Origin of the sequence: Sphingomonas glaciei (assembly GCF_023380025.1) — a bacterium.
Classification (GTDB): Bacteria; Pseudomonadota; Alphaproteobacteria; order Sphingomonadales; family Sphingomonadaceae; genus Sphingomicrobium; species Sphingomicrobium glaciei.
The window spans coordinates 289779-303453 of sequence record NZ_CP097253.1; the positions used below are offsets into that span (position 1 = coordinate 289779).

General features: G+C 66.2%; 14 protein-coding genes. 13 read left to right on the forward strand and 1 reads right to left on the reverse strand.

Going from position 1 to position 13675, the window contains the following annotated elements:
* The 9 genes from M1K48_RS01325 (at nt 1) to M1K48_RS01365 (ending at nt 9192) form a co-directional block, all read left to right on the forward strand.
* Nucleotides 1–1671 (forward strand): TadE/TadG family type IV pilus assembly protein, encoded by a 1671-nt coding sequence (locus M1K48_RS01325; protein ID WP_249504094.1) that lies wholly within the window; start codon nt 1–3, stop codon nt 1669–1671.
* The gene (locus tag M1K48_RS01330) at nt 1668–2204 is read left to right on the forward strand and encodes a TadE/TadG family type IV pilus assembly protein (protein WP_249504095.1); all 537 of its coding nucleotides are present in this window, start codon (nt 1668–1670) and stop codon (nt 2202–2204) included. The genes M1K48_RS01325 and M1K48_RS01330 overlap by 4 nt, the downstream gene beginning before the upstream one ends.
* Nucleotides 2201–2815 carry a TadE/TadG family type IV pilus assembly protein gene (locus M1K48_RS01335; protein WP_249504096.1) on the forward strand — a complete coding sequence of 205 codons (615 nt, stop codon included), beginning with the start codon at nt 2201–2203 and terminating at the stop codon, nt 2813–2815. The genes M1K48_RS01330 and M1K48_RS01335 overlap by 4 nt, the downstream gene beginning before the upstream one ends.
* Nucleotides 2816–2825: 10 nt before the next feature.
* Nucleotides 2826–4031 (forward strand): AAA family ATPase, encoded by a 1206-nt coding sequence (locus M1K48_RS01340; protein ID WP_249504097.1) that lies wholly within the window; start codon nt 2826–2828, stop codon nt 4029–4031.
* Between the two features lie 87 nt (nt 4032–4118).
* Nucleotides 4119–5426 carry a CpaF family protein gene (locus M1K48_RS01345; RefSeq protein ID WP_319941215.1) on the forward strand — a complete coding sequence of 436 codons (1308 nt, stop codon included), beginning with the start codon at nt 4119–4121 and terminating at the stop codon, nt 5424–5426.
* Nucleotides 5426–6427, forward strand: a complete 1002-nt coding sequence (locus tag M1K48_RS01350) for a type II secretion system F family protein (protein WP_249504099.1) — start codon at nt 5426–5428, stop codon at nt 6425–6427. Before M1K48_RS01345 ends, M1K48_RS01350 begins: the two co-directional genes overlap by 1 nt.
* A gap of 4 nt (nt 6428–6431) precedes the next feature.
* Nucleotides 6432–7412, forward strand: a complete 981-nt coding sequence (locus M1K48_RS01355) for a type II secretion system F family protein (protein WP_249504100.1) — start codon at nt 6432–6434, stop codon at nt 7410–7412.
* Entirely contained in the window at nt 7412–8389 is a 978-nt protein-coding gene (locus M1K48_RS01360) for a LytR C-terminal domain-containing protein (RefSeq protein WP_249504101.1), read from the forward strand. Before M1K48_RS01355 ends, M1K48_RS01360 begins: the two co-directional genes overlap by 1 nt.
* Nucleotides 8386–9192: a hypothetical protein gene (locus M1K48_RS01365; RefSeq protein ID WP_249504102.1), complete on the forward strand. Its 807-nt coding sequence runs from the start codon at nt 8386–8388 to the stop codon at nt 9190–9192. Before M1K48_RS01360 ends, M1K48_RS01365 begins: the two co-directional genes overlap by 4 nt.
* On the opposite strand, the gene M1K48_RS01370 is transcribed toward M1K48_RS01365, so the two are convergent.
* The gene (locus M1K48_RS01370; RefSeq protein WP_249504103.1) at nt 9184–9708 is read right to left on the reverse strand and encodes a D-Ala-D-Ala carboxypeptidase family metallohydrolase; all 525 of its coding nucleotides are present in this window, start codon (nt 9706–9708) and stop codon (nt 9184–9186) included. The two genes, M1K48_RS01365 and M1K48_RS01370, sit on opposite strands and share 9 nt — an antisense overlap.
* A gap of 307 nt (nt 9709–10015) precedes the next feature.
* Between M1K48_RS01370 and M1K48_RS01375 the strand changes: the two genes are divergently transcribed.
* The 4 genes from M1K48_RS01375 to M1K48_RS01390 all read left to right on the forward strand — a co-directional run bounded on the left by M1K48_RS01375 (nt 10016) and on the right by M1K48_RS01390 (nt 13675).
* Nucleotides 10016–10804 carry an AraC family transcriptional regulator gene (locus M1K48_RS01375; RefSeq protein WP_249505293.1) on the forward strand — a complete coding sequence of 263 codons (789 nt, stop codon included), beginning with the start codon at nt 10016–10018 and terminating at the stop codon, nt 10802–10804.
* A 236-nt stretch (nt 10805–11040) separates the two neighbouring features.
* Nucleotides 11041–11352, forward strand: a complete 312-nt coding sequence (locus M1K48_RS01380; RefSeq protein ID WP_249504104.1) for an STAS domain-containing protein — start codon at nt 11041–11043, stop codon at nt 11350–11352.
* A complete protein-coding gene (locus M1K48_RS01385; protein WP_249504105.1) occupies nt 11349–11717 on the forward strand; it encodes a response regulator in 369 nt (122 codons plus the stop codon). The genes M1K48_RS01380 and M1K48_RS01385 overlap by 4 nt, the downstream gene beginning before the upstream one ends.
* Nucleotides 11714–13675, forward strand: coding sequence for a chemotaxis protein CheA (locus tag M1K48_RS01390; protein WP_249504106.1), 1962 nt, complete (start codon nt 11714–11716; stop codon nt 13673–13675). Before M1K48_RS01385 ends, M1K48_RS01390 begins: the two co-directional genes overlap by 4 nt.

The following is a 13675-nucleotide window of genomic DNA, read 5'->3' on the forward strand; positions in this document are numbered from 1 at the left end:
ATGCTGCGCTCGATCAAGAGACTGGCCAGGGCGAAGCAGGGATCGGTAGCGCCGATCGTTGCCCTGTCGCTGGTCGGCCTGATCGCGGCCGGCGGCCTGGCGGTTGATTTCGCCCAGCTCGCCAATCTCGATACCGAATTGCAGAACGCCGCCGACCAGTCCGCGCTGGCCGGAGTGACCCAGCTGGACGGGCAAGACGGCGCGATGCAGCGGGCAAGAGCCGCTGCGCGGGCGCTGGTCGCCAACGATACCCGCTTCGCCAACGACGCCAACGCCGACGGCCAGGCGGCGACAGTCGCCAACATCTATTTCTATGCCTCGAGCCCGGACGCCGAGGCAGACGAGAACCGGATCGAGGATACCGCACCGAGCGAAGGGGAGGCCGATCCGGACAGCCTCGCCAAGTTCATCCGGGTCGACATTACCGCCCGCCAGGCCCGCTACGCGATGACGCCGATCGTCGGGCTGGTGAACTCCGGCAACATCGCGGCATCGGCCGTCGCCGGGCTTGGCTCCGCCATCTGCAAGACACCCCCGGTGATGATCTGCAATCCGGCCGAGACCGGGGCCGAAGCGGAGGATGTGACTCCTGGTTTCGACGCGTCGCTGTATATCGGAAAAGGGCTTCGACTGGTGTCGGTCGGCGGTGGCACGGGGGGATGGGCGCCCGGCAACTTCGGCTATCTCGACTCGAACGGTGGATCTAACGGCGCCCCTGGACTGCGAGAGGCGCTCGGCTGGACGGCACCGCCGGGGGAGTGCCAACCCGGTAATGGTGTCGATACAAAGCCCGGCGCAACCGTCACGGTCACCGACAGCCTGAATACCCGCTTCGACATCTACGACGGGGATGTGAGCTGTCCATCCGGCGGCAACTGCCCATCCTCGGTGAATGTGGTCAAGGACACCAATCGGCCGGGGAACGCCAACGGCGGCAATGCCTGCAAGCTGCATAATCAGGGCTGGAGCCTGCCCAATACCGGTGTCCGCTACTACGGGTACGATTACCCGCGAACCAATGCGGCGTTGCCGACGTCCATCATTCCGCTCGCCATGGGGCATCCGCGGGATATCTGCCACTCGGTCGGCAGCGGAGTCAGCGGACACTGCAATGGACCGATCGGCACCGGCGTGTGGGATCGCGACGCCTATTTCCGGACCAATTACCGGCGTTCCGACGGGACGTACTGGACCGGCGGAACCGCTGCTGGATCGTGGCAGGATAACACCGATCTGCCGGCCAATGCGACGCGCTACGCGGTGTACGTCTGGGAAATCGCGAACCGCGGCGACGTGATCGACGGCGTAACCGTGCTGGGGCCCCGGGTGGCGTCTGGAACCGGCGCCAACGCTGCCACCGCTTACGGTCAGTCGCAGTGCAGCATCCCGAAGGGGCAGGGCGCCCCGCTGGAGCCCGGCGAGAACACGATCGACCGGCGTCGCATTTCCGTGGCCGTCGTCAACTGCCTCCGCGAAGGGGTGAATGGCGCCGAGGACGACCTCGAAGTGGTCAAGTGGATCGACGTCTTCCTCGTCGAGCCGTCGATCAATCGTGAGCGGACCGGCGCAGGGGACGTTTATGTTGAGGTGATCGGCGAGACTTTGTCGGGGGCGGCAGGCTCGACCGGGGGGCAGGTGGTCCGCCGTGACAAGCCGTATCTCGTGAAATGACCGGGCTTCGCGCCATCGTCCGCTGCGAGCGCGGTGCGGCCGGGGCCGAGATGGCGCTGGTATTGCCGCTGCTGCTGGTCCTGATGGTCAGCGCGTTCGAGCTCGGCAATTATTTCCGCGAGTGGCATACCCTTTCCAAGGGCGTGCGCGACGGTGCCCGCTTCGCCGCACGCCACGACTTCGCCGACTTCGATTGCGGAACCGCGACCGCTGCGGACAACGTGGTTACCGCCACCGAGGAAGTGGTGCGCACCGGCGTCGCGAGTGGGACCGCCGACCTCTTGCCAAACTGGGACAGTGCCGAAGTCGTGCTGTCGGTCGAGTGCTCGTCGAGCGTAATAACTGGCGTCGATGGAGACGGCGAGGACATCAACGAGGAACTGGCCGGGATCTACCGCGGTGCCGAGGATGGCGCGCCAGTGGTGACTCTGACCGTTCGCCTGCCCTATCGCGGACTGTTCGGTCAGTTCGGCTGGAACGGCTCCGGCCTCAATATCGCGGCAAGCGAGCAGGCAGCGGTGATGGGCGTATGATCCGCGCGCTGCTCAAGGACCGCAGGGGCGGCGGCGCGGTGGAGTTCGCGCTGGTTCTGCCGATCCTGCTGACCTTCCTCTTCGGGATCATCGATGCTGCCCGCCTGGCGTGGGACTATAACCGCATCGCCAAGGCGACCCAGATGGGCGTGCGGATGGCCGCGGTTACCGATGTCCTCGACAGCGGCCTCGAAGCGGAAAGCTACGTCGGGTTCGTCACCAGCGATGGAAGAACTCTCACCCAAGGCGACCGCATCCCGCAGGACGCGCTAGGGCAGCTGGTTTGCACCGAGGATGGCTGCTCGTGCGCCGAGGAAGGGACTTGCCCCGACGCTGGCACTTTCAACGGTGACGCCTTCGCGGACATCGTGGAAAGGATGGCCGCCATCTATCCCGAGGTCACGTCGGACAAGGTTCGCATCACCTACAGCGGCTCGGGCCTCGGCTATGCAGGCGATCCGAACGGGATGGACATCTCTCCGACTGTCACGGTCAGCATCGTCGGAATGCAGTTTGAGCCCATTTCCCTGCTCGCTTTGGTCGCTCTCCCGCTTCCCGACTTCCGCACCAGCCTGGTGATGGAAGACGGCGTCGGCAGCACCAGTAATTGAGGTCAGACAAGTGAGCGCCATGAACCAGCAGGATACGGCCAAGGCCTGGCGCTTCCAGGGGCGCGAGGCCGAGATCCACCTGTACCTCAGCGCTGCCGAGGGCGACATTGGCGCGCTAATGGGCGCGCGGGTGCTCGGCCTTCCGCTGACTCTCAGCATCGTGCCGGTGTCCGACTGGATCGATGCCACCGACATGGCGCGCGCGGCGGTGGCGGTGGTCCAGGTCGACGCTGATTCACCTGCGTCGATCAAGCGGTTCGAGCGTCTTGCGGCGGCCAATCCCGACACGCCGCTGATCGCCGCCGCCTTCAATCCGCCGCTGGCACTGGTTCGATCGCTGCTGCGCAGCGGGGCCCACGATGTGCTTCCGCTGCCCTTGTCGCTCGATGATCTCGTCACCTCCATCGCCCCGCTGGCCGAGCAGGTGCAGCAGAAGGAAGTCCATGCGCTTGCCGGCAAATCGCGGCTGATCACCTTCAGCAAGGCGCGGGGCGGAAGCGGCGCCACCGCGCTCGCCACCCAGCTTGCCTGCCGCTTTGCCGCGCGCGAGGCGGCGGCGGGCCGTGAAGCCTGCCTGATCGACCTCGACGTCCAGTTCGGCGATGCTGCCTTCCAGCTTGGGCTGACGCCCAAATTCTCGCTCACCGACGCGGTCGCGGCGGGATCGCGGTTGGATGGCGAATTGCTTCGGTCGATCACGACGGTCCACCCGAGCGGCCTGCATGTCCTTGCCGCTCCCGACGAGATGCTGCCGCTGGAAGGGCTCAACAACGACCAGGTGCTGGCCGTCGTTGAGCGCGCGCAGCGGGCGTTCGGGACCGTGTTCGTCGACCTTCCCGCCAACTGGACCCACTGGTCGCTGTCGCTGGCGGCGCGTTCAGACCTGATCCTGCTGGTCGCCGACCTCAGCGTCGCGGGACTGCGCCAGGCGCGGCGCCAGCTGGACCTCCTGCAGGAACAAGAACTGGGCGAGGTGCCGCTCGAGATCATCCTCAATCGTCACGAGAAGAGCCTGTTCGGGTCGGTCAAGTCGGGCGATGCCACAACGGCGCTGGGGCGCGACGCGCGTTTCACCGTCGCCAACGATCCCGCCACCGTCAACGCCGCCATCGAGCGCGGCGTGACGGTCGATGAGGTCAAGCGGAAGAGCGCGTTCGGAAGCGACCTCGACCGGCTCGACAAGGCGCTCGTCGATATCCTCGGACTGGAGCGCTGATCCATGTGGCAGATTCGCAAACCCCAGCAGCACCAGGATAGTCCGCCGGACGAGGAGAAGGTGGTTCCGCTCGAAGAACGGCGGCTGATGAATGTCGGCGATGCTGGCGCCTTTGCCAGCCGCGACGCTAACACCGAGCTCAAGGTCGCGCTTCACCAGCGCTTGCTCGACCTCATCAATCTCGCGGCACTCGAGACTATGTCGCGGGCGCAGATCCAGGACGAGATCGGCGAGATGGTCCAGGAGGAGCTCGCCAAACAGAACCATGCGCTGAACCAGATCGAGCGGCGCCAGCTGGTCGACGACGTCATCGACGAACTTCTCGGCCTCGGTCCGCTCGAGCCGCTTCTCAAGGATCCGACGATCACCGACATCCTGGTCAACGGCCACAAGCGGATCTTCGTCGAGCGCTATGGTACGCTAGAACTGAGTTCGGCGCAGTTTAAGGACGACCGGCACCTCATCCGGATCATCCAGAAGATCGTGTCGGCGGTCGGCCGGCGGGTCGATGAAAGCTCGCCGCTGGTCGACGCGCGGCTGGCCGACGGAAGCCGCGTCAATGCGGTGGTTCCGCCGCTGGCGATCGACGGCCCGCTGCTGTCGATCCGCAAGTTCGCCAAGGTGCCGATTTCGATGGACCGGCTGGTCGAGATCGGGTCGATTCCGCAGGCCATCGCCGAGGTGCTCCAGGCGATCGTGCGGTCGCGCCGCAACGTGCTGATCTCCGGCGGCACTGGCTCGGGCAAGACGACCATGCTGAACGCGATGTCGGCGTACATCGGCAACAGCGAGCGGATCGTCACGATCGAGGACAGCGCCGAACTGCAGCTCCAGCAGGTGCATGTCGCGCGGCTGGAAACCCGGCCGGCCAACACCGAAGGCAAGGGCGAGATCGCGCAGCGCGACCTGGTCAAGAATGCGCTGCGCATGCGGCCCGACCGGATCATCGTCGGCGAAGTGCGCGCCGGCGAGGCGTTCGACATGTTGCAGGCGATGAACACCGGGCACGACGGGTCGATGACCACGGTCCACGCCAACACCGCGCGCGACGCCGTGTCCCGTGTCGAGCAGATGATCGGCATGTCGGGGATCGACATTCCTGCCCGCTCAGCCCGCGCGCAGATCGCCTCGGCGATCAACATCGTGCTTCAGCTGGTGCGGCTTGCCGACGGCCGCCGCCGCCTGATCAGCGTGTCCGAGATCATCGGCATGGAAGGCGATGTGATCACCATGCAAGAGATCTTCCGCTTCCGGCAGACCGGGCGGTCGAGCGATGGCGAAGTGCTCGGCCGGTTCGAGGCCTCGGGCATCCGTCCCCGCTTCCTCGAGGACGCGATGAGCCACGGCATCATGCTGTCGCCCGACCTGTTCCGGCCGGACGTGAGGTTCGATTGATGACCGACAGTCTGCTGCGCATCCTGATCCTGGTGCTGGTCTTCGCGGCGGTCCTGCTGCTGGTCGAGGTGCTGCTCGGCGGATACCTCCGCGCCCGTTCGCGCGACCGGTCGATCAACCAGCGCCTGCAGCTGATCGGGCGCGGACAATCGCGCGCCGACACCTTCAGCACCTTGCGCCGGCACAATCTCGATATCGTCAGCCGGGTGCCTGGGCCGTTCAAGGGTGCGGTGCGCAAGCTGGAGCGGACGTTGCTGGCGACCGGATTGCTGATGCCGACCGGGCGCCTGCTGCTGCTGCTCGGGCTGGCGCCGGTGATCCTCATGGCTGCCATCGTCGTCATCATGCTGGCCGCCGGCGCGCCGATCGGGGCCGGCCGTCTGCTGCTGGTCGGCACCATCTCGATCCTGATCGGCACCTTCTTCCCGCTGATGATCCTGTCGCGACGAGCGCAGAAGCGGCGCAAGAAGATGCAGGAGCAATTCCCCGTCGCGCTCGATGTGTTCGTCCGCGGCCTTCGCGCTGGGCATCCAGTGGCGGCGGCGCTGGACCTGCTGACGGTCGAAATGCCCGATCCGATCGGCTCGCAATTCGGCCTGGTGGTCGACGAGGTCACCTATGGCGCCGAGCTTCGCGATTCTCTCGCGGCGTTGGCCGAGCGGTGGGACCTCGACGACATGCGGATGTTCGTGGTCAGCCTGTCGGTGCAGAACGAGACGGGCGGCAATCTGGCCGAAATCCTCGAGAATCTGTCGCGCGTGATCCGCGATCGTCAATCGATGCTGATGAAGGTCCGGGCCCTCTCCAGCGAGGGGCGGATGACGGGCGTGATCCTCACCCTGCTTCCGGTCGCGACATTCAGCGGGCTGTTCCTGCTCAACGCGAAATTCTACCTCGACGTGGCCGACGATCCGTTGTTCGTCCCTGGCTTCCTTGGTCTCGTCCTGCTGTACTGCATCGGATTCTTCTCGATCCGGCGCCTGGTCGATCTGAAGGTATAGGGCCATGGTCGAGCTGCTTGCCCAGAACCAGATCGCGCGCATCAGCCTGCTGGTGCTGCTGTTTGCCGCCGTCGCCAGCGGGGCCTATTTTGCGGTCAACTGGCTGGCGATCCGGCGCGACCTTCGCCGGCGGCTCGAACCCGCCGGCGGCCATGCCCCGGTCGACTTCGCCCCGGGCCAGAGCCTGCGCGGCGATCCGAGTGCAGGGGCCTGGGGCAAGCTGATCGCCAGGATCGAGCAGTCCGGCCTCAGCCTTGCCGATACCAAAGACCGCGAGCTCCGCCAGCGCCTAGCGGCGGCGGGGTTCACCAGCCCGATCGCGCCGAGGCTGTATACCCTGATCCGGCTGTGCCTGGTGCTGTTGCTGCCGGTCGCGGTGCTGGTTGTGAACTGGCTTTCGGCCGACCCGCCGAGCATGATGGTGATCTACGTCGAGGCAATGGTGGCGGCCCTTGTCGGGCTCTACGTCCCGACCCTGGTGGTGCAGGCGAAGAGCGATCGTCGGCGCCAGGCGCTGGTCAATGGCTTTCCCGACGCGCTTGACCTGATGCTGGTCTGCGTCGAGGCGGGCCTGGGTCTCGAGGCGGCATTCAACAAGGTCGGGCAGGAGATGGTCCAGTCTCACCCGCTGATCGCCGAGCAATTGAGCCTCCTTGTCCTGGAATTGCGTGCCGGACGGAGCCGCGAGGATGCGCTTCGCCGGCTCGCCGACCGCGCGGAAGTAGACGAGATCCGCGCCTTCGCGACCCTGCTCATTCAGTCGACCAAGCTGGGTTCGTCGATCGGCCAGACATTGCGCATCTATGCCGCGGAAATGCGCGAGAAGCGGCGGATGCGGGCTGAGGAAAAGGCCCACAGGCTGCCGGTGCTGCTGTCGATCCCGCTGGTAGCCTGCATGCTGCCGGTGATGATCGGCGTGTTGATGCTGCCGGCCGTGATTCGGGTCATCCGCACCATTCTTCCAGCCATGCAGGGGGCAAGCTGATGAGGAAGATCCTTGCGATCGCGGTGGCGGCGCTCGCCGCTTCCGGTTGTACCAACGGCGGAACGCTGACCATTAGGCCGACGGGCAACGCCCTGGCGCAGGGCGCGCAGTCGTTGCAATTCCGGGTCAACGAAGCGCAGGCCCATCTCGCACTCGGCAACGTCGCGCTAGCCTCCGAGGGCTTTCGCCGGGCCTTGCGCGACGATCCCGCAAGCGTCGCCGCGCTGGTCGGACTGGCGGGCTGTTACGATCGCATGGGCCGCTTCGATCTGTCCCGCCTGCACTATGAGCGCGCGCTGGCGCTGCAGCCGACGGACGGCGGCATCCTTGCCGCCTTTGCCGCCTCGCTCGATCGCTCGGGCGCGAAGGAGGAAGCGGGAAGGGTGCGGACGGAAGTGGCATTGCGGGCCCGGCCGGAAGGCCGCGTCGCTCCGGACCTTACCGCGCTTGTCGCCGCGCTCGACCTTGACCGGTCGTCGGCGCTTACCGAGGGCGGTGTGCTGTCCTGGCTGTCGCCCGCGCCACAACATCCGCTCGTCAAGCTGGCGCAGGAACACAAGGCCGGGCCACGGCTGGAGCGGTCCGATCTTGGCGAGGTCATCCTGCTCACCGGCAAGGCACCGCATTGGCAACCGCTGCCGACGCCGAAGCTGGCACGGGCCCGCGAGGTCAGGCCGCCGCTCGGGATTGGCAGCGCACCGGTGCGGATCACCATCCTCAACGCCGGTACTGGCGAAGGTCGCGCGGCCGAGACCCGGCTCCGGCTCCGGCAGTTGGGCTGGACCGGCATCGCGATCGCTAACGCCGTCCGGGCGCTCGACCGGACCGAGCTCGTCTATCCAGCGGCGCTGGAGCAGGAAGGCAAGCGGCTGGCCCGGCAATTGAAGGTATCGTCGCAGGCGCGGCGGTCGGACACGGTGGATCGCATCATCCTCCGGCTCGGCCGCGACAGCGCGGGCAGCGCCGGACGCACATGATCCTGGCGCTCGCCGCGCTGCTGGCGATGTCACCGCCGGCACCCGTGGCCGACCCGGTGGGCGAGGCCGCCAACGCCCTGTCGCACGGGCGCGGGGTGCAAGCCCGCGAGATGATCCGCGCCGCCGTCGCCAGCGGTGCGTCGGGCGCCGCGGTCGACCGCCTGCTCGCCGACCTCGCCTTTGCCGAACGGCGCTGGCCCGAAGCCTCGGCCCGCTATGCCGCCTTGATGGAGGGTGGCGACCGAAGCAGCCATGTCCTCACCCAAGCCGGGATCGTCGCGCTCGAGCAGGGCGACCAAGCTGCGGCGATCCGCTTGCTGGACCGGGCCGGGGCAATGCCGGACGCCGGATGGCGCGCCCTGAACGCAAGGGGCGTGGCCGCCGACCGGGCGCAGGACTGGGGCACGGCCGATGCCGCCTATGCGCGGGGGTTGCGGATGGCTCCGGCATCGCCGGAGTTGCTCAACAACCTTGGCTGGTCGCTGTTGCTGCGCGGACAATGGAGCGAGGCGCAGCAGCGCTTTGCGCGCGCCGCGGCATTGGCCCCGGCCAACCCGCGCATTGCTGCCAATCTCGACCTTGCCGACTCGGCGCTGCTTGCCGACCTGCCCGTCCGCCGCGCGGGCGAGAGTGGAGCGCTCTACGCCGCCCGGCTCAACGATGCCGGGGCGCTCGCGCTGCGCGTTGGCCACCTCGGCAAGGCACGCGCCGCCTTCGCACGTGCGCTTGAGACCGATGATCGCTGGTTTGCACGGGCCGCCAACAACCTTGCGCTGACCGGCGCTGCCGCTCTTTCACCGTAGCGAGGCGGTCTGCCTGTCGGAGCTGGTCACCGGCATCGTCACGAAGCGAAAATAGTCCGCCTCGCGGCTGACCTCTGCCAGCTGGTCAGTCCGGCTGCGCTGGCGCGGCGTGACCGCTCCGTCGCTGAAGGCGAAATGGCTGTGATCTCCCTCGTCGAGGGATTCGATCAGGTGATAGCCACGCCGCCTGAGCTCGGCTGCTAGAGCGGCATGGCTGACGCTGGGCGAACGGGCGACATCCATCGCGCGGCCGAGCAGGTGCCAGCTGTTGGGCACACCGCCCACGCGGCGATTGCGCTCGGCCGAGCGGATGGTGCTGGTCACCCGGCCGTAGCTGCGGGCGACGCCGGCGGCTGCAGCGAGATTGAAGCGGACCGTGCCGAGAGGCAACTGCCGGCGTGTCGTGACCGGCGACGAGGTAGCAGGAGCGGGCCGCTGCACCGACCTGATCCCGAAATCGGTTGCAGGGATATCGACCGCTGCTCCAAGCAGCATCACCAATGCCAAAGTTATCATCAGCCCCTCCCCAATGACCGGGAGACTATAGCTTGATCCCGCATCTGCGTCAGCATGAAATCGCATCTTCGGGGAGTCGGCGGTCGTGCCCGATGGCACACTCCGGACTGCCATGAGGCAGCTTCGGCGGCTCGGGCCGTAAGGCGCGCGATCTTCTCTACACGAGGATGAGACAAACGAGGTCAGAACCGCAGTTTTTTGGAGAATAAGCAATCTTCGCTTATCGATAGCCATGGCTTCTACTGCATTGATCGACCTGGATCAGGGTCAGACTCGTCATATTGATGTACAGCGCTTGCCGATCGTGATGAATGGATTGCGGATCGAGCATATTCAGCTCGGGACATCCGCCCCCTACGAGTTCCGGAGCGTCGGATCGGCGCATTATATCGCTCTCCACGACCTTGCCCTTCGCGACGGTGAAGTGACCGTAGAAGGTCTCGCGCCGGTCCGCGGCAGGGATCTTCGCGACACGCTTACTTATGTCCCGCAGGGGCGTGCGATTTCCGGCTGGGCCGCGCCGGTCGACCGCGACAACAGCTTCACCGTGTTGACCTTCGAGCCGGCTCTGATCTCGGAAGCTCTGGGGGAGCGCTACCGCCGGGAGGCCCCCGGGCCACTGGTCTATGCCCGCGATCCGGCCCTGCTTCAATCGATGACGAAGCTGCGCCGGGTCGCCCGGTCGGAGCATCCAGATCGCCTCTATGCCGAAACGCTGTCCCTGGCTGTCGCGCTCGAGATATTCGGCGCTGTCGAGAGCGAGCATCGCGGACGCCTGTCGGCGCAGCAAGTCCGCCGCCTGACCGACTTCATCGATGCCAGGCTCGGCGGCAGTCTGACGCTTGGCGACCTTGCGGGGGCGGTCGGACTGAGCGGATCGCATTTTTCCCGCACCTTTACCGCTACCTTCGGCCGCGGCCCGCATCAGTTCACGCAGGAACGCCGGATCGCCAGGGCAGTCGAACTGCTTCGTCACAGCGCCAAGGAACTGGACGAGATCGCGAGCCTGACCGGCTTCGAAACCCCTTCGTCCTTTCGCCGCAATTTCAAACGCGTGACCGGCCAGACGCCGTCGTCATACCGGCGTAATAATTGACGGGCTGGCGGGCGCCCGACTTGCATGAACCCCGGGTGCCGGGAGGGCGCTTGTCGAGGCTTCCCGAGCGATGGGCCCTCCGTCCGATGTCCGGGATAAGGGGCTGACCGCAAATTTGCAGGCCTTTGCGCCGCAGGTCCGCGTGACCCTCTAAAACTCGCAATAGAGATCGTGAGAAACGCCCGGGCACAGCTCGGCCCGTAACGCTTGCGGCGCAAGACTCATGCGAGGCATTCGTGACTGAAGTTTTGAGGGTACCCAAGTCGGTGACGATCTCGTGCTCGGCGGCCTTCGCCCGGGACGTGGCGGGCAAGCTTGCGGAGCATGATGGGCTTTCACTGGATCTGGACGGTCTGGAGGAAGCCGATCTCAGCTTCATCCAGATCCTTCTGTCCGCACGCGAAACCGCGGCACAATGCAACAAGAGGTTGCGATTGGGGCGCCCGGCGCCCGAAGCCGTGCAGCACCTGCTCGAGCGCGGTGGTTTCCTCGACGGAGCCGGCGCGGACACCCAGGGCTTCTGGTCGGGAGAGGTTGCCTCGCAATGAGCGCCTCGATCCTCACGGTGGACGATTCGCCGAGCCTGCGCATGGCGATCCGCATCGCGCTGACCGGCGCGGGCTATGCCGTGACCGAAGCGTGCGACGGGCTCGACGGGCTCAGCAAGTCGCGAACCGCCAAGTTCGACCTCATCATCACTGATCAGAACATGCCGAACATGGACGGCCTTTCCATGATCCGGGAGCTGCGAAGCGACCCTTCGCAATGCGGGACGCCGATCATCTTCCTTACCACCGAGTCCGAGGAAAGCATGAAGCAACAGGCGAAGGCGGCCGGCGCTACCGGCTGGCTGGTCAAGCCGTTCGTGCCCGACCAGTTGATTAGGGTTGCGCGCAAGGTGCTCGGCCGATGAGCGCGAACGACCCTGCAGCCGCCTTCCTGACCGAAGCGGGCGAGTTGCTCGACGGGGTCGAGCAGGCCCTGCTCGATCTGGATCACCGGCTCGACGACCGCGACCTTATCGATACGGTGTTTCGCGGCCTGCACACGCTCAAGGGCTCGGGCGCCATGTTCGGCTTCGAGCAGTTGGCGAGTTTCACCCACCATTGCGAAACCGCCTTCGACCGCGTGCGCAAGCAGCTGACGCCGGCGAGCCGCGACCTGGTCGCGGTGGTCCTTGCGGCGCAGGACCACATGCGCACCCTGCTGGAAGACAGCAGCGACGACACGGTCGCGGCCGGCGCAGCGATCCTCGAGCAATTGCGGGGCGTTATGGACCGGGCGTCCGAGGTCACGGAGCGCGCTTCTCCACCGCAAAACGGCTGGCATCTGAACTTCTGGCTGCCCGTCGAAGCCATGGCCAACGGCACCAATCCGCTGGTGCTGCTCGACGAACTGCGCGCGCTTGGCGAATGCCGGGTCACCGCGCTGACCGACCGGGTGCCGCCACTGGATGAACTGGCCGCGACGGATTGGCACATCGGCTGGTCGGTCGAGTTGCGCGGCGACATCAGCCGGGGCGACATCGACGACGTCTTCATTTTCGTCAGCGACGACATGGAGCTTCACCTCCAGTCGCTGAGCGGCACTGACAAGCCGGGCGCGATCGAGGTGGAGAACGAGCCGGCAGCAGGTGGTGATCAACGGGTCAAGGCTGCGAACGATGGCGGACCCACGACCGGAAAGACGGCGGATACCGTCCGTGTCCCGGCTGAACGCCTCGACCTGCTGATGGACCGTGTCGGCGAGTTGGTCATCGTCCAAAGCCGTTTGTCTCAGCTGGCGCAGGGCGGCACTGGGGCCGCTACGCCAACCCTCCATTCCATCTCGGAGGATATCGAGCGGCTGGCGGGCGAATTGCGCGACACCATGATGGTGCTGCGAATGGTCCCGGTCGCCAGCCTGTTCGGACGCTTCCGGCGCCTTGTCCACGATCTGGCGCGGGACACCGGCAAGTCGATCGAACTCGTCACGGAGGGCGAGACCACCGAGGTCGACAAGACGGTCATCGAGCGGCTGGCCGACCCGCTGATTCACCTTATCCGCAATTCCTGCGACCACGGTCTTGAGGGAGCCGGAGAGCGAGAAGCCGCCGGCAAGCCGCCGACCGGCCAGATCAAGCTGTCGGCGCGCCAGGCGGGCGGCGAGGTCATCATCGACATTCGTGACGACGGCCGCGGCATCGACCTCGAGCGGGTTCGCGCCAAGGCCGAGGCGCAGGAACTGGTCGCGCCGGGCCAGACGTTGAGCGATCACGACACCCTGCAGTTGATCTTCCACCCTGGTTTCTCGACCGCCCAGCAGGTCACCAGCCTGTCAGGTCGCGGCGTCGGCATGGACGTCGTCAAGCGCACGATGGAAAGCCTGCGCGGGACGATCGATGTCGCCAGCGTAGCGGGTCGCGGATCGACCATCTCGCTGCGGATTCCGCTGACCCTCGCGATCATCGACGGGCTGCTGATCCGCGTCGGCACCGCGCGCTACGTCATTCCGCTGTCGGCAGTCGAGGAATGCATCGAGCTCAGTACCGACGAGGACCGCCGGTCGGAAGGACGCAGCCTGATCACGCTGCGCGACCAGCTCGTGCCCTTCATGCGCCTGCGCGAACTGTTCGCCAGCCAAACCTCGCCCGACCTGCATCAGAAGATAGTCATCATCTCCACTGGCGCAGAGCGAGTCGGACTGGTGGTGGATCAGATCATCGGCAGTCACCAGACGGTGATCAAGCCAATGTCGCCAGTTCACGGCGACGTCACCATCTTCGCCGGTGCGACCATCCTGGGCGATGGCAGCGTGGCGTTGATACTCGACGTCGCCCAGCTCCTGTCACTTGGCCAACAGCAGGAGGAACGGCTTCGCGCCGTTGCATAG